This is a genomic window from Ruegeria sp. YTSC106 (assembly GCF_059609765.1).
Genome location: NZ_JBXWMI010000002.1, coordinates 243,121 through 260,372 on the forward strand (window position 1 = coordinate 243,121; position 17,252 = coordinate 260,372).

The window sequence follows — 17,252 nt, forward strand, 5'->3', positions numbered from 1 at the left end:
AAAACCACACTCGTTTCTACCTTTCTCCAGCGCGACAGGAGAGGTGTGATGAAGCCAGAACTACGCAAGATTGTAACCTACGATGAGGAAGTTCTTGTCGAGGGATTTCGCCCTGCGGAAATCCCGTGGCGCATGTTTGCCGTGGCCGCAGTGATTACAAATCCCTGGGCTGGTCGATATGTCGAAGACCTTAAACCCGAAATACACGCATATGGCCCCATACTCGGAAAGATGATGACGGACCGCATGATTACGTTGGCCGGCAGTGGCGACGCAATCGAAGCCTATGGCAAGGCAGCCGTCGTCGGACTGAATGGCGAGGTCGAGCACGCCTCGGGCATTATTCATACCCTTCGGTTCGGCAACCACTACCGGCAGGCGGTCAGCGCGAAGTCCTATCTGGCTTTCACAAACACGCGTGGCCCCGCGAATGCGCCGATCATGGTACCATTGATGGACAAAAACGATGCCGGGCGGCGTTCTCACTACCTGACGATTCAATTCTCGATCCCAGACGCACCACGCGACGACGAAATTGTCGTCGTACTGGGGGCCGCAACCTCGGGCAGACCGCATCACCGCATCGGCGACCGTTATCAGGATCTCAAGGATTTGGGCCATGACGTGGACAACCCGGCCGCGGTCTGAAATCGGCGGGCTGGCCGCAATCCAAACTGGCACAGGTCCGGAAATCCTGTTGCTCCACGGGGTTGGCCTGCGGGCCGAAGCTTGGGGCGCGCAGCTAGACGAGTTGGCCTCTGAAGCTCGCCTGACAGCGCCGGACATGCCCGGTCACGGAGAAAGCCCGTTGAGTTTTTTCGACACGGAGCTGTCGGAATACAGTGAAGCAGCACGGAATGTGCTGGGCAGTCTGAACGGTCCGGTCCTAGTTGTCGGCCACTCGATGGGTGCTATGATCGCGCTGGACCTTGCCGCCAAGGCGCCAGATCGGATTTGCGGCGTCGTGGCAATGAATGCCGTTTTTGAACGCGGCGCAAAGGCAGCGCAGGCGGTTCAGGAACGTGCTGCGGGACTGGATGGTGAAACACCGGTTGATCCAAACAGCACGCTGCGCCGGTGGTTCGGTGACATCGGTTCGCCTGAACGTGATGCCTGCCGCGAATGGCTGATGGCCATGGATCCGGCTGCATACAAACTGACCTATACGGTTTTTGCTCAAAGCCAAAATCCTTTGCGCGACGAGTTGGAGAAACTTGGCTGCCCCGCACTTTTCCTGACCGGAAGTCTGGAGCCGAACTCCACTCCCGACATGTCGCGTAAAATGGCTGAAGTCACCCCGAACGGACGCGCGCTGATCATCGATGGGGCGGCCCATATGATGCCGATGACACATTCAATTCAGGTCAACGCCGCCGTTTCCAGCTTTCAAAGCGAGGTGCTATCATGACCAAACTCGACCCCTGCGACCTTCGGCGGGCATTTGGCAGATTCATGACCGGCGTGACGGTAGTTACCACGCGCAACGCCTCTGGCATGGCCGTAGGCTTCACGGCAAATTCCTTCACTTCGGTTTCTCTCGACCCGCCACTGTTGATCGTTTGCCCAGGCAAGAACTTGTCTTCATACAGCGAATTCTCGGCCTGCACCCATTTCACGGTGAGTGTTCTGGCCGAGGGGCAAGAAGATGTGTCCAACACCTTCGCCGGCTTCAAAGGTGATCGGTTCGCCAAAACCGACCATAGCCTTGACGCGCGAGAGATCCCGTTGATCAACGGCGCAGTCGCGACATTTTCCTGCCAGACCCATCGGGTGATCGAGGCAGGTGACCATTGCGTTTTGATCGGTCAGGTCGAAGCCTATTCCCACGACGACCGCCCGGCGCTGGGCTACGCGAAGGGGCGGTACTTTAGCCTTGGTCTGGAACGCGGCGCGCTTGAACCGACGGGGCGCCGGATCGTCTGCGGCGCAATCATCGAACACGAAGGCCGCGTGCTGCTTGAGAAAACGGATGCCGGTTTCAGGCCGCCGCAGGTCACATTGTCCGACCGGCGACAGTTGCGGGACAGCCTCCGGCAGGATCTGAATGATCGTGGCATCGACGCAAATCTCGGCGTCGTCTACTCGGTCTATGACGATGCCACAGCGCATCATGTCTACATATTGGGCAATGCGCCGGACATTCCCAAACACGGCAAGCTTGAGGCCGTCGCGATTGAAGATTTGGCGGCCCTTTCCTACACGACGACGCCAATCACCACCATGATTTCTCGTTTTGCGCTGGAAAGCCGAACCCGCGACTTCTCACTTTATCTGGGCAGCGCGCAGCAGGGTGACGTTCACAGCTTTTCTGAAAGGACCTGATGGATGGAGTTTTCCCTTTTTGCACACATGGAGCGGCTGAGCCCCGATCAACCCCATGAGAAGCTGTATGAAGAGTTCATCGCGCTGTGTAAAATGGCCGATGAGGCAGGAATGCGTGCTGTCTGGACCGGTGAGCACCACGGAATGGACTTTACGATCGCACCGAACCCTTTGATGTCCCTTGTAGATATCGCACATCACACCAAGAACGTGAGGCTTGGCACGGGTACAGTGGTTGCGCCGTTCTGGCATCCGATCAAACTGGCCGGCGAAACGGCTGCGGCGGACCTGATGACGGGCGGCCGTATCGAGTTGGGCATCGCCCGCGGCGCCTATTCGTATGAATATGAACGGATGGTGCCGGGGATGGATGCATGGGACGCTGGCCAGCGCATGCGGGAAATCGCGCCGCTTTTGCCCCGGCTGTGGGATGGTGACTGTGCCCATGAAGGAGAGTACTTCAAATTCCCGGCTACCACCTCGGCCCCCAAGCCGGCGCAACCCGGCGGGCCGCCCATCTGGATCGCGGCGCGGGATCCGAACAGTCATGAATTCGGTGTGCAGAACGGCTTTAATATTCAGGTCACACCGCTCTGGCAAGGCATGCATGAGATTGAAACGCTGATGGGCCGCTTTGAGGATGCCTGCGCAAACTATGACGGGCCGCGCCCCAAGATCATGCTTCTGCACCACACCTATGTTGGCAGTGACGATGCTGATCTGGATCGGGCCGCTCAGGAATTGTCTTGCTTCTACAACTACTTCGGGGCCTGGTTTCAAAACAAGCGGCCAGTCCAGCAGGGCTTGATCCAGAAGCTGACGGACGAAGAGATGGCGGCCAACACGATGATGGCTCCGGAAAACCTGGCGCGCGATCTGACTATCGGAACCGCAGATGAAGTCACGGAACGTCTGAAACGCTATGAAGACCTCGGCTACGATGAGTATTCGTTCTGGATAGACAGCGGTATGAGTTTCGAACGCAAGCGCGCATCGCTCGCCCGCTTCATCGACGATGTGATGTCCAAGTTTCAGTGAGGATCAAGACGATGCACCAGAAGCCACACTTCCAGCTTTATATCGACGGTTCGTGGACCGAAGGGGCACACGGGCAAGTGATGAGCTCGCAAAACCCTGCGACGGGCAAGGACTGGTCCAGTTTGGCCTGCGCCGCGCCGGAAGACGTGAACCGCGCCGTTTCTGCGGCGCGTCGGTCACTTGATGATCCAACGTGGCGCGACATGACACAAACCGCGCGCGGCAAACTGTTGTTCAGGCTTGCGGATCTGATCGAGGAAAACGCCAGACACCTGGGCCAGCTTGAGACCACTGACAGCGGTAAGCTGCTTGCCGAAACGGCGAGCCAGACAGCCTATGTCGGTGACTATTATCGATATTATGCGGGGCTCGCGGACAAGATCGAAGGGGCGGTTCTTCCGATCGACAAACCGAACATGCATGTCTTCACCAAACGCGAACCGATTGGTGTGGTGGTCGCTATCGTACCCTGGAACGCACAGATGTTCCTGACCGCAACCAAACTTGGACCCGCGATAGCGGCAGGATGTTCGGTCGTGCTGAAGGCCTCCGAAATTGCGCCCGCTCCGATGCTGGAGTTCGCACGGCTGATCGATGAAGCTGGTTTTCCGCCCGGTGTGGTCTCCGTCATTACCGGGGATGCCGAAAACTGCGCCATCCCGCTTACCCGGCACCCGGACGTGGACCGGATCGCATTCACCGGCGGCCCTGAAACAGCGCGCCATGTAGTGCGCAACTCGGCTGAAAACTTTGCGGTGACCACCTTGGAGCTGGGCGGGAAATCCCCGATCATCGTTTTTGATGATGCCAATCTGGATGGCGCCGCCAATGGCTTGATTGCGGGAAATTTCGGCGCCTCGGGTCAAAGCTGCGTGGCCGGTTCGCGCGGGCTGATTCACCGCCCGGTGCTGGATGCGCTTGTTGACAAGATCGAAGAGAAGATGAAGGGCGTCGTTATCGGTGATCCATTGGAAACGGCCACCAATATTGGCCCGCTCTGCACCGAAGCTCAGTTGGAAAGAATTCAGGCGACTTTGGCGAAAGCCACAGAACAAGGTGCACGCATCCGTTTCGGAGGAAAACCACTGGACCGGCCAGGCAACTACATGGACCCAACACTGGTGGAGTGCATGAGCGCAGAGACAGAGACGCTGAAGGTCGAAATGTTCGGCCCCGTAATGTCGTTGCTGCCATTCGAAACGGAAGAGGAAGCCATCGCTTTGGCCAACGACTCTCAGTTTGGGCTTGGTTCTGGTGTTTTCACTGAAAACGTCGCCCGTGCCCACCGGGTTTCATCCCGTCTGAAATCGGGAATTTGCTGGATCAACACATACCGCGCCGTATCGCCGATTGCACCTTTCGGCGGCTATAATCAATCCGGTTACGGCAGAGAGGCAGGAATCGAGGCCATTCACGATTACACGAGGACCAAAACAGTCTGGCTGAATACGTCAGAACAGCCAATGTCGAACCCATTCGTCATGCGCTGACAAGAATTTATTTCCTTGTCCTTTTGATGGCGCAGGTGTTGCGCTTGTCAATCGCACCAAATTCTCTGAGCCCAGCTCATTATGATGCAATCCCTTGTGGTTTCGGGGCTGGTTTCGAAGCACCCGGATGGCGATCTTTAGTCCATTCGAACCGACTATCTTATAATGGGTTCCGAATACGGCATTCGCATTCCCGGCAAAGTCGGAGCGACAGCCCAAAGAAACAAACGGGGTTATCTCCGGCCCTTCATGGACGCTATCGAAGTCGGCGATGACCAGGTACGCACAAGGGGACGGCGAGCTCAGATTGAAACGGCTGTAGTTGCTCGACAAGTCGAGCGCTCAGCAGTTCCCTGCTTTGCTCTGAAATAGCGGTGCTGTCAGACAAATTCGAACCAGTCTCGGCTAGCAACTGTATTCCTCATATGGGTTGAGAACCCCAGTATTGACGGGATTTGCACAGAGCATTTGCTTTTGTGACGAGTTTTCGGGCCTCAGCGGTGATAATGATTTTTTACGATTTTCCGGCCGCGCGTTGGTGATCAGCGAAGGCTTTCAGAACCGAGTTGTGATGAGCCGCAACCAGCGCGGCCTGGAACAACACGTACCGTAGCAAGCGTCGTCCGCCGCCAATGGCTCGTTTCCCGCGCAAAGCCCCACCGTCATGGGCGATTGGTGCGAGCCTCATCAATACTGGGGTTCTCAACCCATATGAGGAATTCAGTTGCTGGCCTTCGCAATTCAGGTTGGCTTTGGGTTCGATAAAAACATGATTCAGAGCTTGCGAAGGGAGTCATTGCGCCCCGGCGAAGAGTATTTGTTTCCTGCGGTCTGCATCCCTTTGACACAAAACGAAATCGCTCTCATTCAAAAAACCCCGAGGAGAGGGCGCAACTAAAAAATGTCCAAAATCATCACGCCCTGCGACTAGCGCAACCAGAGTTTTCACGCCGTTTTTCTGCTTCATTGAGGGCTTTATGAAACGCAACGCCGCACCAATGCGTCTATCGTCTGTGTTATTTGGTCCTGATGCGTGAAACAGATGCCCGTGATGCATGGATGCCTGCCCCGCACGTAATTCCACAGCGACTGCATCTTGTTCATTCACATCAACCGCGATTTCCTGCCCACGTGATAACAGATTGTTTTCGCTGAAGGTGTCCACGTGTGGCACGATACGGCTTTTATGGCTGCCGGGAACGAACTTCATACACCCGCTTTGCTCGGAAGCTTCCGAGATCGCAACCCAGCAGGTAACTTCCTCTGCGTCATCCAATCCCCAATAGGTCAGGTCCTGATGCCAGGAAACGATCTTTGTAGATCGAACTTCTTTGACAAATAGTGCTCCGCTCCAAACCATAAGGTCGGGTCCCAATACCGTTGAAGCAACTTCAATCAGTTTAGGATGGCGAAGAAGTGCGTCGAATGAAGGTATTAGCCTGTCCGGATAAGAATATAGCAGCTTCAGTTTATCTGGGTCGTCTTTGAGAATGCGCTCCGCTTCCTCAAAATCATCGCGCAATGCCCGGGTCTCGTTGTCTGTTAGGATGTCCAGCGGTGCTACGAAACCATCTCTTTCATAGGCCTCCGCGACGTCAGGCGATTGTCTATCCATTTTCATTATCCGTGAAAATCAACTGCACCTTCATTGATCGGCTTCGGTCAGATGCGATCTCGAACGCGGCTATAGCCTCCCGTACATCAAAGGAATGCGTCACCAACTGATCGACGTTAATTAGTCCGCTTCGCATCATCTCGACCGCGACTGAAAACTCGGAATGGAAACGGAAAGATCCGCGAAGTGCAATCTCTTTTGCAGTCAACACCTGCATCGGCACCGTCATGTCGCCCCCCAGACCAAGCTGAACTAAGGTTCCGCCCGGGCGCAAACAGGCAACGCCAGACGCCAGAGCGGGTTGGGCACCTGAACACTCCAAATGTATGTCAATTTGGCCCTTGTCTCTCTCAAAAAGCTCCAATTTTTGTGGTTCGTCCTTGGTGTTGATCACCTCGTCTGCACCGCAATCGCGAGCCGTGTTCAACGTCTGATCAGAAATATCGGTTGCTATAATTCTGGCAGCCCCTGACCGTCGTGCAACCATGATCGTAAGACACCCGATCGGACCGCAGCCTGTGACGAGTACCGTCTTACCGACCAGGCTCCCCGCCTGATTAACCGCGTGTAGACAAACAGCCAAAGGTTCCGCCATAGCAGCCTCCGCCGGGGTCAATCCATCTGCTGCAACACATTGGTTGGCTTTGACGACAAGTTTGCTCTGAAAGGCACCTTGGATATGAGGATATGGCATTGCGCTGCCGTAGAATTTCATATCAAGACAGTGGTTTTGCTGACCTTTCAGACAATAGAAGCAAGTTTGGCAGGGACAGGACGGAGAAATTGCGACCAGTTGACCAACGTTTAGCCCAACAGCACCTGCTCCGATGTCCAAAATTTCACCTGCAACTTCATGCCCAAGCGCCATAGGCTCACGCAACCTGATCGAACCAAATCCTCCGTGGTTAAAATAGTGCAGGTCAGAACCGCAAATTCCACCGGCCTTCATTTCAATCAGAGCTTCATCTGAACCTATGTCGCGAACGTTTCGAGTTTCCAACCTAAGATCCTTCGCAGCATGGACAACAACCGCGATATTGGCCGACGACATTGATAAGACCCCCCCTATACAGATTGCCAAAAGATACGGATAGTCGGTGCCAACAACCAAGGAGTTTTTGCATGACGCTTGAATTGTTCGACCTAAAGGGAACTCGCGCACTGGTGACGGGCTCTAGCCAAGGCATTGGATTTGCGCTGGCTCGCGGCTTGGCCGCCGCCGGTGCAAAGGTCATTTTGAACGGGCGCGACACCGCAAAACTATCTGCAGCAGCCTCCGAGTTGAACCAGGCAGGCACCTCGGTACGTGAACTTTCGTTCGATGTGACCGATCATGAAGGTGTCCGATCTGCTGTGGACGACTTTGAAGAAAAAATCGGCCCGATAGACATCTTGGTAAACAACGCCGGAATGCAACACAGGACAGAGTTACAGGATTTCCCCGCTGATGCCTTCGAGCGCCTACTACAGACAAATGTGGCGTCCGTCTTTCACGTCGGTCAGGCAGTGGCACGACATATGATTGTAAGAAAGTCTGGTAAGATCATTAACATTGCATCGGTTCAATCCGCATTGGCCAGACCGGGAATTGCGCCTTACACGGCGACAAAAGGTGCCGTGACCAACCTTACAAAAGGGATGGCAACTGATTGGGCCAAGTATGGTCTTAACTGCAATGCCATTGCACCTGGATATTTCGATACGCCTTTGAACGCCGCCTTGGTTGCCGACCCAGAGTTCAGTGCATGGCTCGAGAAACGTACTCCGGCCGGCCGCTGGGGCAATGTGGAAGAACTCGTCGGTGCAGCAGTATTCCTTGCGTCCCCCGCATCCAGCTTCGTCAATGGACATACTCTCTATATCGATGGTGGAATAACCGCGTCACTCTGATCTGGAGATTTCAATCGTCTGCAAAGCGTGGCTGAACAAAGAAGTCCGTCACACCACCGACTTCAAGGCAATCAGCACAACAACCAACAATGAACCCGCCATCGCTAAGTTGATCCTTCGGTGCGACCTCTCGCTTAAATCAAGGCTACCTATTTTTGCACCAGCACTCAGCCAGATCATGTGCACTGGCACCCAAATCGTATTGAAAACTATGACTTTTATGATGACCTCCAAAAAAGGCGCTTCGGGCAAAAATGCAAACCCTGAAAACAATGCAGTGCCGACCACGTAAGCTTTTGGATTAATGAATTGTAGCGTCAGCCCATTTGCAAATCCAAGTGGTGAGTCTGCAGGAGAGAATCCAACTTTTGAGCCAGCGCTAGCAATGCGCCAGGCGAGAAAAACCAAGTATCCGACCGACGCAAACAACAACAAGTTTCTCAGCACTGGCACAGCCAACGCCGCAGCGGCTACTCCCGAGACCACCAACATCATATTGATGAACCCGCCCAGCATCAAACCTGCCACAAATGCCAGACCTGCCCGAAAACCAAAAGCTGATCCAATTCCGGCCGTTGTCAGAACACCAGGCCCCGGGGTAATCAGCAAAAAGAAAACCGCAACAGCAAACTCAAACACTTGTCAGATTGGCCATTTACACATCTCTGCATTCCGGAACAGCCGTGATAACCGATCCGTCCTTAAGATGTTGCAGCAGGTTGTCGACAGTGAGGTCACCCATGGCTGCACGCGTCTCAAGAGTCGCGCTACCAGCATGAGGAAGAAGAACGACGTTGGGCAGCTCGCGCAGTTCTTTTGGAACACGCGGTTCGTCCTCGAAAACATCCAGCCCCGCCCAACCGAGCTCACCGTTCTGCAATGCTTTGATAAGAGCAGTTTCGTCGACGACTGACCCGCGACTAACGTTTATCAGTGTTCCGTCCGCCCCCAACGCACGCAACACCTCAGCGTTTACCAGCTTATTGGTCGACGAGCCTCCGGGCGTGATGCATATCAGGATGTTCACGTGTTCCGCCAATCCAACCAAATTATCGAAGTAGCGGTACGGAACATCCTTCTGTGTCCGGGTATGATAAGAAATTTCGGGAGCCCATGGCTCCAACTTGTCAACGATCGCCTGACCAATGCGACCAAGACCAAGAATGCCTACTTTTTGATTATCCGCAGATCGGGTCAAAGGGGCGTTACCTTCAACTTCCCATCGTCCGGACCGAACGTAATCATCGTCACGTACGAGCTCTCGATAACATGACAGCAATAGCAGAACTGCCGTGGTTGCGACTTCTTTGTTCAACACATTAGGTGTGTGCGTCACGACAATCCCGCGCTCAGCAGCGGCATTTGCGTCGACGGCGTCGTAACCAACCCCATAGACGCTGATCATTTTCAGATTACTGAGGGAAGTCATTAGGTCATGCGGAACTCCGTCGTGCCCATTTGTAACGATATGCGTTATGCTTTCCGCGTTGAAATCATCCAATTGATGTATGTCGAATACTGAGGTCAGGCGGTCTCGCATCCGTTCTGTGATGCCGCCAATTTGCAACAAGTCAGTCATCTTGGCCGACCTTTTGCCTCTGAACACCCAACCCATCGATGCGAAGCTCCATGACGTCGCCTTTTTTTAGGTAAACTGGTTCCGGCTTGATCCCCATTCCAACACCGGGCGGTGTTCCAGTTGAAATGACGTCGCCTGGGTGCAGTGTGAAAAGCTGGCTTAGATGCTCAATGATCTCGGCAACGGAAAAGATCATCGTAGCGGTGTTCCCGGTTTGCATGCGCTGACCGTTTACATCCAGCGACATAGCAAGACTTTGAGGATCAGGCACCTCGTCTCGGGTCACTAGCCAAGGGCCAGTAGGGCCAAATGTGTCGCAGGATTTTCCTTTGGTCCATTGGCCTGTCAATTGAGTTTGAAAATGCCTTTCAGAGACATCGTTTACGATACAATAGCCAGCAACGTATTCGACCGCGTCAGCCTTGGAAACATATTTGGCCGTTTTGCCGATGACGACGCCGAGTTCGCATTCCCAGTCGGTGTGCGTAGATCCACGCGGCATGACTACGTCATCATATGCCCCAATGACCGCAGAATTTGCCTTGAAAAAAAGTATCGGATGCTTCGGGATTTGAGCACCGGTTTCTGCCGCATGGTCCGAGTAGTTTAATCCGATGCACAGGAATTTTCCGATTTTCCCAACACAAGGTGCGATGCGAGGATCGCCCTCTACAATCGGTAGTTTGCCCGGATCCAATGAGCGCAGATTGTCAAGTGATGCATCATCCAACATCTCACCCGTGATATCGTTGATGTGAGCAGACAGATCCCGTAGTAGGCCCTCAGAGTCGACCAAGGCGGGTTTTTCGGAGCCCTCGGCTCCGTAACGAACAAGTTTCATTTCTGTTCCTTTTAGTGATTGTCGCGTGGCAAGAAACCTCGCGCGATATCGCGGTAATTTTCTGCACCCTTAAGGGTCATGCCACGATCCAGTCGATCTACTTTTTCGCGGAATATTTCCTGCCACGGTGATTGATTGGGCGGCATCGAATACCCACCGCGTGCCTCTAGATCGCGGGCGCGTTCATGCAGTTCTTCAAGAGAAACCAGCATATCTGCTGTGCCTTTGCCAAGATCGATGCGTAACCGGTCACCATTTTTCACCAAGGCCAACCCGCCGCCTTCCGCAGCTTCGGGTGAAGCATTCAGGATCGAAGGGCTTCCTGATGTGCCGGATTGCCGGCCATCACCGATGCAAGGAAGGGCTTCGATGCCTTGTTTCAACAAATATGCAGGCGGACGCATGTTCACGACCTCTGCGGCACCCGGGTATCCTTTTGGTCCGGCTCCGCGCATGATCAGAATACAGTTTGCGTCGATGTTTTCCGCGGGATCGTCGATCCGATGGTGAAAATCCTCAGGCCCATCAAAAACGACAGCGCTGCCCTCAAATGCATCGGGGTCGTCTGGGTTTGACAGGTAAGCCATTCGAAAAGCTGGCGAGATCACAGATGTCTTCATAATCGCGCTCTCGAACAGATTGCCCGAGAGATTGATGAACCCTGCTTGTTCTTTAACAGGGCTGCTGACAGGCTTGATCACATCACAATTAAGCGACCGGCGCATGGAGCAGTTTTGCCCCATCGCGTTGCCGTTCACCGTTAATGCATCGGGATGAGGAAGCAATCCAGCTTCAAGAAGCTCTCCGACAACTGCAGGAACGCCGCCAGCATGTTGGTAATCTTCACCCAGGTATTTCCCGGCTGGTTGCATATTGACCAAAAGAGGTACGTCGTGGCCATGTTTCTGCCAGTCATCGTTGTTCAGCGGAACACCAAGATGCCGGGCAATTGCATTCAGGTGTATCGGCGCATTTGTCGATCCGCCAATGGCCGAGTTAATGACAATCGCATTCTCAAAAGCCTGACGTGTCATCACATCGCTGGGGCGTAAATCCTCCCAGACCATGTCCACAATGCGTTTACCGGTTTCATAGCTGATTTGACCGCGCTCTCTATACGGGGCTGGTATGGCTGCTGATCCCGGCAATTGCATTCCCAAGGCTTCAGCAAGCGAATTCATGGTCGTCGCCGTTCCCATGGTGTTGCAATAGCCAACCGAAGGTGCTGCGGCAGCAGCGATTTCCATAAACTCATCGGTATCAATTTCATCAGCTGCAAGGTCTTCGCGCGCTTTCCAAATAACCGTTCCGGATCCGGCGCGCTCACCTTTCCACCAGCCGTTGAGCATGGGGCCGACCGACAGGGCGATCGCTGGGATGTTGACAGTCGCAGCGGCCATGAGAAGTGCGGGTGTGGTCTTGTCGCAACCAATGTTCAGAACAACGCCATCAATCGGATACCCGAATAGACTCTCCACCAAGGACAGATAAGCGAGATTGCGGTCCAAAGAGGCAGTTGGCCGTTTACCGGTCTCTTGTATCGGGTGCACGGGAATTTCAATGCACGTTCCCCCGGCAGCGATGATCCCGTCGCGAACGCGTTTGGACAACTCGATATGGTGCCGATTGCAAGGGCTTAAATCGCTACCGGTCTGAGCAATGCCAATTATTGGCTTGCCCGACTGCAGCTCCTCACGGGTCAGTCCGTAGTTGAGATATCTTTCGAGATACAACGCGGTCATTTCCAAGTTTTCAGAATTCATAAACCACTTGCGAGACCGCAGATCATCCTTTGATATTACTGTCATTGGCCTGACCAACCCCCATCAATTATATGTGTGTGTCCTGTGGTGAATGCACTCTCATCACTCGCCAGATAGACGACCAATGCAGCAATCTCTTCTGCTTTTGCCACACGCCCCATAGGTTGACGTGCCACAAATTGTGCAAGCGCTTCTTCTCTGCTGCCCAGTTGCTTGCCCAATTCATCGACCCTGCCCCGCCAACTAGGACTGTCGACCGTTCCCGGGCATATGCAATTGCACCGAATTCCTTGCGTTATAAAATCCACGGCCACCGACTTCGTCAGCCCAACAACAGCAGCCTTAGTCGCGCCATAGACGAAGCGATTTGGCGCGCCTATTACAGATCCCAACGCGGACGACATATTGATTATCGACCCTCCGCCACGCTCAAGCATTCCGGGCAAAACAGCCTTAACAGTGCGCACCATTGAACGAACGTTTAGGTCCATGGCAAAATCCCATTCGTCATCTGTTGCTTCGAGAATTGTGCCGTGATGCACGAACCCAGCACAATTAAACAGAACGTCTGGTTTGGCCCGCTCGGCACCTTCTTGGACACTTTCACCATTCGTTACATCCATCTCGAAAATTTCTAAATTTTCGAGATTCTCTCCCCGAATCGAGTTTAGGTTTGTGATGTTTATGTCGGTCGCATAGACAATCGCGCCCTCTCTCGCCATTGCAACCGCGCTGGCAAGTCCGATCCCTTGCGCCGCAGCTGTAACCAACACACGCTTTCCCTTAAGTCTTTCTACCATTTATATTTTCCAACTTCCTTAGTCACAATTGCACCGCTGGCTTTTGGTCCACGGATCAACTGAAGTTCAAAGAAACCTTGGTAAGACTTCGACGACTTGTGGCATGTGAGGCCAGAAACGTTAGCGTATGACAGAGATTGTGGTTTGGCCATAACCAAGCGTGATACATCCTCAGGAGGACAGGAAATCATGAGCAAACAGTTTGATGTCGCTGTGTTGGGAACCGGCCTGATGGGCGTTCCCATGGCGCGGAATCTCCTCAAATCTGGCTTGTCTGTGACCGCATGGAACCGAACCCTAGACAAAGCCAAACCCTTGGTTGCGGAAGGTGCGACGGTAACGGACACCGCCGCGCTGGCGATAGCGGATGCAGACATTATTGTGACCATGCTTTCGGATGGATACGCAACTGGTGCGCTGTTGGCTGACGCGGCGTTCTGCGAGCACTTGAAGCCTGGAATGATCTGGATTGATATGTCTAGCGCCAAGCCTGAACACGCCCGAGAACAATCCGCGCAATTGGCCAAGATGGGGATATCTCATTTGGATGCCCCGGTTTCCGGTGGCACAAGAGGCGCCGAGGCGGCAACCCTTGCGATCATGGTAGGAGGAGACAAAGACGTACTGGAGCAAGTTAAACCAATTCTTTCAGCAATGGGCCAACCTGTCCACGTCGGCCCTAGTGGCTCAGGGCAATTGTGCAAACTGGCCAATCAAACAATTGTTGCAGTAACAATTTCAGCCGTCGCCGAAGCGACACTTTTGGCACAGCAAGGGGGTGCGGATCCAGTGGCCCTGCGTTCGGCATTGAAAGGCGGATTTGCTGATAGCGTTATCCTGCAACAACACGGTGAACGAATGTCTGAGGGCAATTTCGCACCCGGTGGCTTGTGTAAATTTCAGCTAAAGGACTTGGACAACACGTTGGAAGAAGCGAGAAGCCTAGGCATCGAACTGCCCAACACGCAATCTGTACGCGACCGCTTCAAGTATCTTATTGACGAAATGGCTGGGGCTGAACTGGACCATTCGGCTCTGTATCTGGAACTCAAAAAACGGAACAAAATGTCGTGAACCGGATTCTTGTCATTGGCGGAGGAGGGATGTTGGGCCAGAAGTTGGCTCATCGCATTGCGGCTGAAAAGACCTTTGGTGTGAATGCCCAAGTCTCACTGTTCGATCTCGCGTTTCCGCCAAACAGTGCGGTAGGCAATCAGATTGAGGGAAGTTTGACAGCGCCCGGCGTAGCCAAGTCTTTCGCCGCACAGCGCCCAGACGTCATTTTCCATCTCGCTGCTATAGTTTCTGGACAAGCTGAGACCGACTTTGCATTGGGTTGGGACGTCAACCTCATGGCGACGTGGGCACTGCTAAACGCGCTCAAAGATGAACACGAGGTGTCCAAAGGCGAGTACCGGCCGCGATTGGTTTTTGCCTCTTCCATAGCAGTTTTTGGAGCACCATTCCCCGACAAGATAAATGATGAGTTTCTCTCTGCGCCTTTAACCAGTTACGGGGCGCAGAAAGCGGCATCTGAAATAATGATCACGGACTTTAGCAGAAAAGGATTTATCGACGGTATTTCTCTGCGGTTGCCGACTTTGTGCGTACGCCCCGGTAAAGCCAACGCTGCCGCTTCGTCCTTCTTTTCAGGGATTATCCGAGAGCCTTTGAACGGAGAGGAGGCCATATTGCCTGTTGCCGATACTGTACGCCACTGGCACGCCAGTCCACGCGCAGCAGCGGCCTTCTTGACCCACGCTGCCAACTTGGACACCGAACTTTTGAACGACCGACGCTCGTTGAATATGCCTGGCGTGAGTTGCACGGTATCAGAACAGATTGAAGCGCTGCGTACTGTAGCCGGCCAAGACGCAGTTGCCTTAATAAAACGTACTCCTGACACGGCAATTGAAAGTATAGTTAAGAATTGGCCCCGTGACTTTGAAACGGATCGTGCGCTGGACTTGGGATTCCGGGCGGAATCGAGTTTTGACGATATTGTCCGCGTGTATCTGGAGGATGACTACAAGCGTTAATGGCCCATCGTCTTTCCGGTCAAGTGGCGCTTAAGGTGGTCGTGAATTTTGTCTCTTGTTAATTGCTCATCCCCTGACAGAGCAGCTTCTAGTATATCTGCATGATGCCTTATGTTTTGAGAGATGAACTCGAAATTGCGGTCTGCCACCATCAATTGCTGTCTGAATTGAGAATAAATTCGGCCATGCATTTGCTTCAACGTTTCCGATCCACAAGCAGAAATCAGCGTTTGGTGAAATTCCTTCTCCGAGGCAAACCAGATCTCGACAAGGTCGCTCGGGTCGTTTGCGGCGTGAATGCGTTTTTCGATATGGCTGAGTTTGTGATGTGCAGCCGTCAATCTTGCCTCCCAATCCACTCCGCCATTTCGGATCGACATTGCTGTGCCTTCTGCCTCCAGCAAAACACGGACGTGTGTCAATTCGATAAGCTTCTGCGAGGAACGCTTTGGCACGCGGAATCCCTTTTGTTCCTGAAAGTCCACCAAACCAACAGCGGCCAAACGAAAAAGGACTTCACGAACTGCACTCGCAGAACAACCATACTCTTTTCGCAGTTCTTCGGCCCGCACCTTGGATCCATGTTCGAATCCATTAGAGATTAGACGCATCTTAAGATCTTGATAAATATCTACTTCTTCGTTCATCCCGGTATGCGCCTTCAAGTTTGTCCAAGTAGCGTCCTAACGCTATTTTCGAATTTTTACAAGAATCTCGAAATTTTTCGTAATTTCAAATTTTTCTTGTTGCATTCGATTCGTCGGCTTAACGTTTACTCGCGTGACGACAAAGGAGGCAGCAAGATCTCCCACTCCGCGCAACGCTCAACGTCTGGGAGGACAATATGAAAATAGTCAAGACAGCGGCCGTGGCGGCCGTAGCCACGACAATGGCAGCCGGCTTTGCGATGGCTGAAACAACGAAGCTTAGAATTCAAACCCATTTTTCGCCCGAAACTCTGTCTGGCCAGATGGCCGCAAAATTCATTGAAGACATTCAGGAAATGTCGAACGGCGAAATCGAAGTTGAAATGTTCTATTCCTCTTCGGTGGTCAAATCAGTTGAAACCTTCGATGCCGCAGCTACGGGAATTCTGGATTGCGACATGACGGGCGGCGGCTATCAGACCGGTAAGAATCCGGCCTTCCAGTTTGCGGGCGACCTGCTCGGCGGATACCAGAACCCATATCAGCAAATGGCTTGGCTTCTTCATGGCGGTGGTAGAGAAGCCGTAAACGATCTGTACAACGGCTACGACATGGAATTCATCGGATGGTGGATTCCCGGGCCGGAGTCGCTTGCTTCGACCAAACCGATTGCAAAAGTGGAAGACTTCAAGGATTGGAAGTTCCGCTCGCCTCCAGGCCTGGCGACCAAAGTGTTCGCGGAACTTGGCGCTTCTCCGATCGTGATGGACTTCAACGAAATCTTTACGGCTTTGGAAACCGGTATCATTGATGGCGCGGATGCTGCAAACCTGACTAACAACGTGGGTCTGGGTCTATACGAGATCGCAGGTCACACAAACTATCCCGGTTTTCACTCGATGCCTGCAGATCACCTAGCCTGTCGCAAAGACGTTTGGGAAGCTATGCCTGCGCACCACAAGAAGATCATGGAAGTCGCAATGGATAGCTTGGCATTGCACAATGCCACAATCAATGAAGTGCAGAACGCTCAGACTGCAAAAGACCTGCAAGCAAAAGGGGTTCAGTTGTACGAATGGTCGCCTGAAGACCTGGCAGCGTATCGCGCGGCCGTTCAGGTCGGTTGGACTGAATTCGCGACGACCCCTGAGGCACAGGCACTTTTGGAAAGTCACATCAACTTCCTGCGTGACCTGGGAGCAATGCAGTAGTCAGGCTTCGACCGAAT

18 protein-coding genes are annotated in these 17,252 nt (G+C 53.4%); 9 read left to right on the forward strand and 9 right to left on the reverse strand.

Features of this window, described 5'->3' with window-relative positions:
• Positions 1-48 precede the first annotated feature (48 nt).
• Genes AC2FEB_RS03460 through AC2FEB_RS03480 form a run of 5 tightly spaced genes read left to right on the forward strand, consistent with a single transcriptional unit; the run spans position 49 to position 4,850 of the window.
• Entirely contained in the window at positions 49-648 is a 600-nt protein-coding gene (locus tag AC2FEB_RS03460) for an amino acid synthesis family protein (RefSeq protein ID WP_496672003.1), read from the forward strand.
• Positions 620-1,408 carry an alpha/beta fold hydrolase gene (locus AC2FEB_RS03465; protein WP_299896602.1) on the forward strand — a complete coding sequence of 263 codons (789 nt, stop codon included), beginning with the start codon at positions 620-622 and terminating at the stop codon, positions 1,406-1,408. The genes AC2FEB_RS03460 and AC2FEB_RS03465 overlap by 29 nt, the downstream gene beginning before the upstream one ends.
• On the forward strand, positions 1,405-2,322 hold the full coding sequence (locus AC2FEB_RS03470) for a flavin reductase family protein (protein WP_496672000.1): 918 nt from the start codon (positions 1,405-1,407) through the stop codon (positions 2,320-2,322). Before AC2FEB_RS03465 ends, AC2FEB_RS03470 begins: the two co-directional genes overlap by 4 nt.
• A 3-nt stretch (positions 2,323-2,325) precedes the next feature.
• Positions 2,326-3,360: an LLM class flavin-dependent oxidoreductase gene (locus tag AC2FEB_RS03475; protein ID WP_496671997.1), complete on the forward strand. Its 1,035-nt coding sequence runs from the start codon at positions 2,326-2,328 to the stop codon at positions 3,358-3,360.
• 11 nt (positions 3,361-3,371) lie between these two features.
• Positions 3,372-4,850: an aldehyde dehydrogenase gene (locus AC2FEB_RS03480; protein ID WP_496671994.1), complete on the forward strand. Its 1,479-nt coding sequence runs from the start codon at positions 3,372-3,374 to the stop codon at positions 4,848-4,850.
• Between the two features lie 514 nt (positions 4,851-5,364).
• Here the strand turns inward: AC2FEB_RS03480 and AC2FEB_RS03485 are convergent.
• The 3 genes from AC2FEB_RS03485 to AC2FEB_RS03495 form a co-directional block, all read right to left on the reverse strand.
• Positions 5,365-5,538 (reverse strand): transposase, encoded by a 174-nt coding sequence (locus AC2FEB_RS03485; RefSeq protein WP_117869148.1) that lies wholly within the window; start codon positions 5,536-5,538, stop codon positions 5,365-5,367.
• A 105-nt stretch (positions 5,539-5,643) separates the two neighbouring features.
• The gene (locus AC2FEB_RS03490) at positions 5,644-6,465 is read right to left on the reverse strand and encodes a phytanoyl-CoA dioxygenase family protein (protein WP_254683805.1); all 822 of its coding nucleotides are present in this window, start codon (positions 6,463-6,465) and stop codon (positions 5,644-5,646) included.
• Entirely contained in the window at positions 6,458-7,516 is a 1,059-nt protein-coding gene (locus AC2FEB_RS03495; protein ID WP_496671990.1) for an L-idonate 5-dehydrogenase, read from the reverse strand. Before AC2FEB_RS03495 ends, AC2FEB_RS03490 begins: the two co-directional genes overlap by 8 nt.
• A 71-nt stretch (positions 7,517-7,587) precedes the next feature.
• On the opposite strand from AC2FEB_RS03495, the gene AC2FEB_RS03500 reads away from it, so the two are divergent.
• Positions 7,588-8,355 carry an SDR family oxidoreductase gene (locus AC2FEB_RS03500; RefSeq protein WP_496671987.1) on the forward strand — a complete coding sequence of 256 codons (768 nt, stop codon included), beginning with the start codon at positions 7,588-7,590 and terminating at the stop codon, positions 8,353-8,355.
• A 48-nt stretch (positions 8,356-8,403) separates the two neighbouring features.
• On the opposite strand, the gene AC2FEB_RS03505 is transcribed toward AC2FEB_RS03500, so the two are convergent.
• The 5 genes from AC2FEB_RS03505 to AC2FEB_RS03525 are packed head-to-tail and all read right to left on the reverse strand — an operon-like array spanning position 8,404 to position 13,338.
• Positions 8,404-8,994, reverse strand: a complete 591-nt coding sequence (locus AC2FEB_RS03505) for a LysE family translocator (protein ID WP_117869151.1) — start codon at positions 8,992-8,994, stop codon at positions 8,404-8,406.
• 16 nt (positions 8,995-9,010) lie between these two features.
• Entirely contained in the window at positions 9,011-9,934 is a 924-nt protein-coding gene (locus AC2FEB_RS03510) for a 2-hydroxyacid dehydrogenase (protein ID WP_117869152.1), read from the reverse strand.
• Positions 9,927-10,775: a fumarylacetoacetate hydrolase family protein gene (locus AC2FEB_RS03515; RefSeq protein ID WP_496671983.1), complete on the reverse strand. Its 849-nt coding sequence runs from the start codon at positions 10,773-10,775 to the stop codon at positions 9,927-9,929. The genes AC2FEB_RS03510 and AC2FEB_RS03515 overlap by 8 nt, the downstream gene beginning before the upstream one ends.
• 11 nt (positions 10,776-10,786) lie before the next feature.
• Positions 10,787-12,583 carry an IlvD/Edd family dehydratase gene (locus AC2FEB_RS03520; protein WP_496671980.1) on the reverse strand — a complete coding sequence of 599 codons (1,797 nt, stop codon included), beginning with the start codon at positions 12,581-12,583 and terminating at the stop codon, positions 10,787-10,789.
• Positions 12,580-13,338 carry an SDR family oxidoreductase gene (locus tag AC2FEB_RS03525; protein WP_496671977.1) on the reverse strand — a complete coding sequence of 253 codons (759 nt, stop codon included), beginning with the start codon at positions 13,336-13,338 and terminating at the stop codon, positions 12,580-12,582. Before AC2FEB_RS03525 ends, AC2FEB_RS03520 begins: the two co-directional genes overlap by 4 nt.
• A 189-nt stretch (positions 13,339-13,527) precedes the next feature.
• Here AC2FEB_RS03525 and AC2FEB_RS03530 point away from each other — a divergent pair, with 189 nt between their 5' ends.
• Both AC2FEB_RS03530 and denD read left to right on the forward strand, forming a co-directional pair.
• Positions 13,528-14,412 (forward strand): NAD(P)-dependent oxidoreductase, encoded by an 885-nt coding sequence (locus tag AC2FEB_RS03530; protein WP_496672137.1) that lies wholly within the window; start codon positions 13,528-13,530, stop codon positions 14,410-14,412.
• The gene (gene denD / locus AC2FEB_RS03535) at positions 14,409-15,377 is read left to right on the forward strand and encodes a D-erythronate dehydrogenase (RefSeq protein ID WP_496883840.1); all 969 of its coding nucleotides are present in this window, start codon (positions 14,409-14,411) and stop codon (positions 15,375-15,377) included. The genes AC2FEB_RS03530 and denD overlap by 4 nt, the downstream gene beginning before the upstream one ends.
• Here denD and AC2FEB_RS03540 read toward each other — a convergent pair.
• Positions 15,374-16,024, reverse strand: coding sequence for a GntR family transcriptional regulator (locus AC2FEB_RS03540; RefSeq protein ID WP_496671971.1), 651 nt, complete (start codon positions 16,022-16,024; stop codon positions 15,374-15,376). The genes denD and AC2FEB_RS03540 overlap by 4 nt on opposite strands.
• A 197-nt stretch (positions 16,025-16,221) precedes the next feature.
• Here AC2FEB_RS03540 and AC2FEB_RS03545 point away from each other — a divergent pair, with 197 nt between their 5' ends.
• Entirely contained in the window at positions 16,222-17,235 is a 1,014-nt protein-coding gene (locus tag AC2FEB_RS03545) for a TRAP transporter substrate-binding protein (protein ID WP_117869159.1), read from the forward strand.
• Positions 17,236-17,252: the final 17 nt, after the last annotated feature.

Excerpts from the sequence above, each read along its gene's own strand:
- AC2FEB_RS03475 (WP_496671997.1), top strand. The coding sequence starts at position 2,326 with ATGGAGTTTTCCCTTTTTGCACACATGGAGCGGCTGAGCCCCGATCAA.
- AC2FEB_RS03525 (WP_496671977.1), bottom strand. The coding sequence starts at position 13,338 with ATGGTAGAAAGACTTAAGGGAAAGCGTGTGTTGGTTACAGCTGCGGCG.
- AC2FEB_RS03510 (WP_117869152.1), bottom strand. The coding sequence starts at position 9,934 with ATGACTGACTTGTTGCAAATTGGCGGCATCACAGAACGGATGCGAGAC.
- AC2FEB_RS03495 (WP_496671990.1), bottom strand. The coding sequence starts at position 7,516 with ATGTCGTCGGCCAATATCGCGGTTGTTGTCCATGCTGCGAAGGATCTT.
- AC2FEB_RS03480 (WP_496671994.1), top strand. The coding sequence starts at position 3,372 with ATGCACCAGAAGCCACACTTCCAGCTTTATATCGACGGTTCGTGGACC.
- AC2FEB_RS03465 (WP_299896602.1), top strand. The coding sequence starts at position 620 with ATGACGTGGACAACCCGGCCGCGGTCTGAAATCGGCGGGCTGGCCGCA.
- AC2FEB_RS03520 (WP_496671980.1), bottom strand. The coding sequence starts at position 12,583 with ATGACAGTAATATCAAAGGATGATCTGCGGTCTCGCAAGTGGTTTATG.
- AC2FEB_RS03485 (WP_117869148.1), bottom strand. The coding sequence starts at position 5,538 with ATGAGGCTCGCACCAATCGCCCATGACGGTGGGGCTTTGCGCGGGAAA.
- AC2FEB_RS03515 (WP_496671983.1), bottom strand. The coding sequence starts at position 10,775 with ATGAAACTTGTTCGTTACGGAGCCGAGGGCTCCGAAAAACCCGCCTTG.
- AC2FEB_RS03470 (WP_496672000.1), top strand. The coding sequence starts at position 1,405 with ATGACCAAACTCGACCCCTGCGACCTTCGGCGGGCATTTGGCAGATTC.
- AC2FEB_RS03545 (WP_117869159.1), top strand. The coding sequence starts at position 16,222 with ATGAAAATAGTCAAGACAGCGGCCGTGGCGGCCGTAGCCACGACAATG.
- AC2FEB_RS03540 (WP_496671971.1), bottom strand. The coding sequence starts at position 16,024 with ATGAACGAAGAAGTAGATATTTATCAAGATCTTAAGATGCGTCTAATC.
- AC2FEB_RS03460 (WP_496672003.1), top strand. The coding sequence starts at position 49 with ATGAAGCCAGAACTACGCAAGATTGTAACCTACGATGAGGAAGTTCTT.
- AC2FEB_RS03490 (WP_254683805.1), bottom strand. The coding sequence starts at position 6,465 with ATGGATAGACAATCGCCTGACGTCGCGGAGGCCTATGAAAGAGATGGT.
- AC2FEB_RS03500 (WP_496671987.1), top strand. The coding sequence starts at position 7,588 with ATGACGCTTGAATTGTTCGACCTAAAGGGAACTCGCGCACTGGTGACG.
- AC2FEB_RS03530 (WP_496672137.1), top strand. The coding sequence starts at position 13,528 with ATGAGCAAACAGTTTGATGTCGCTGTGTTGGGAACCGGCCTGATGGGC.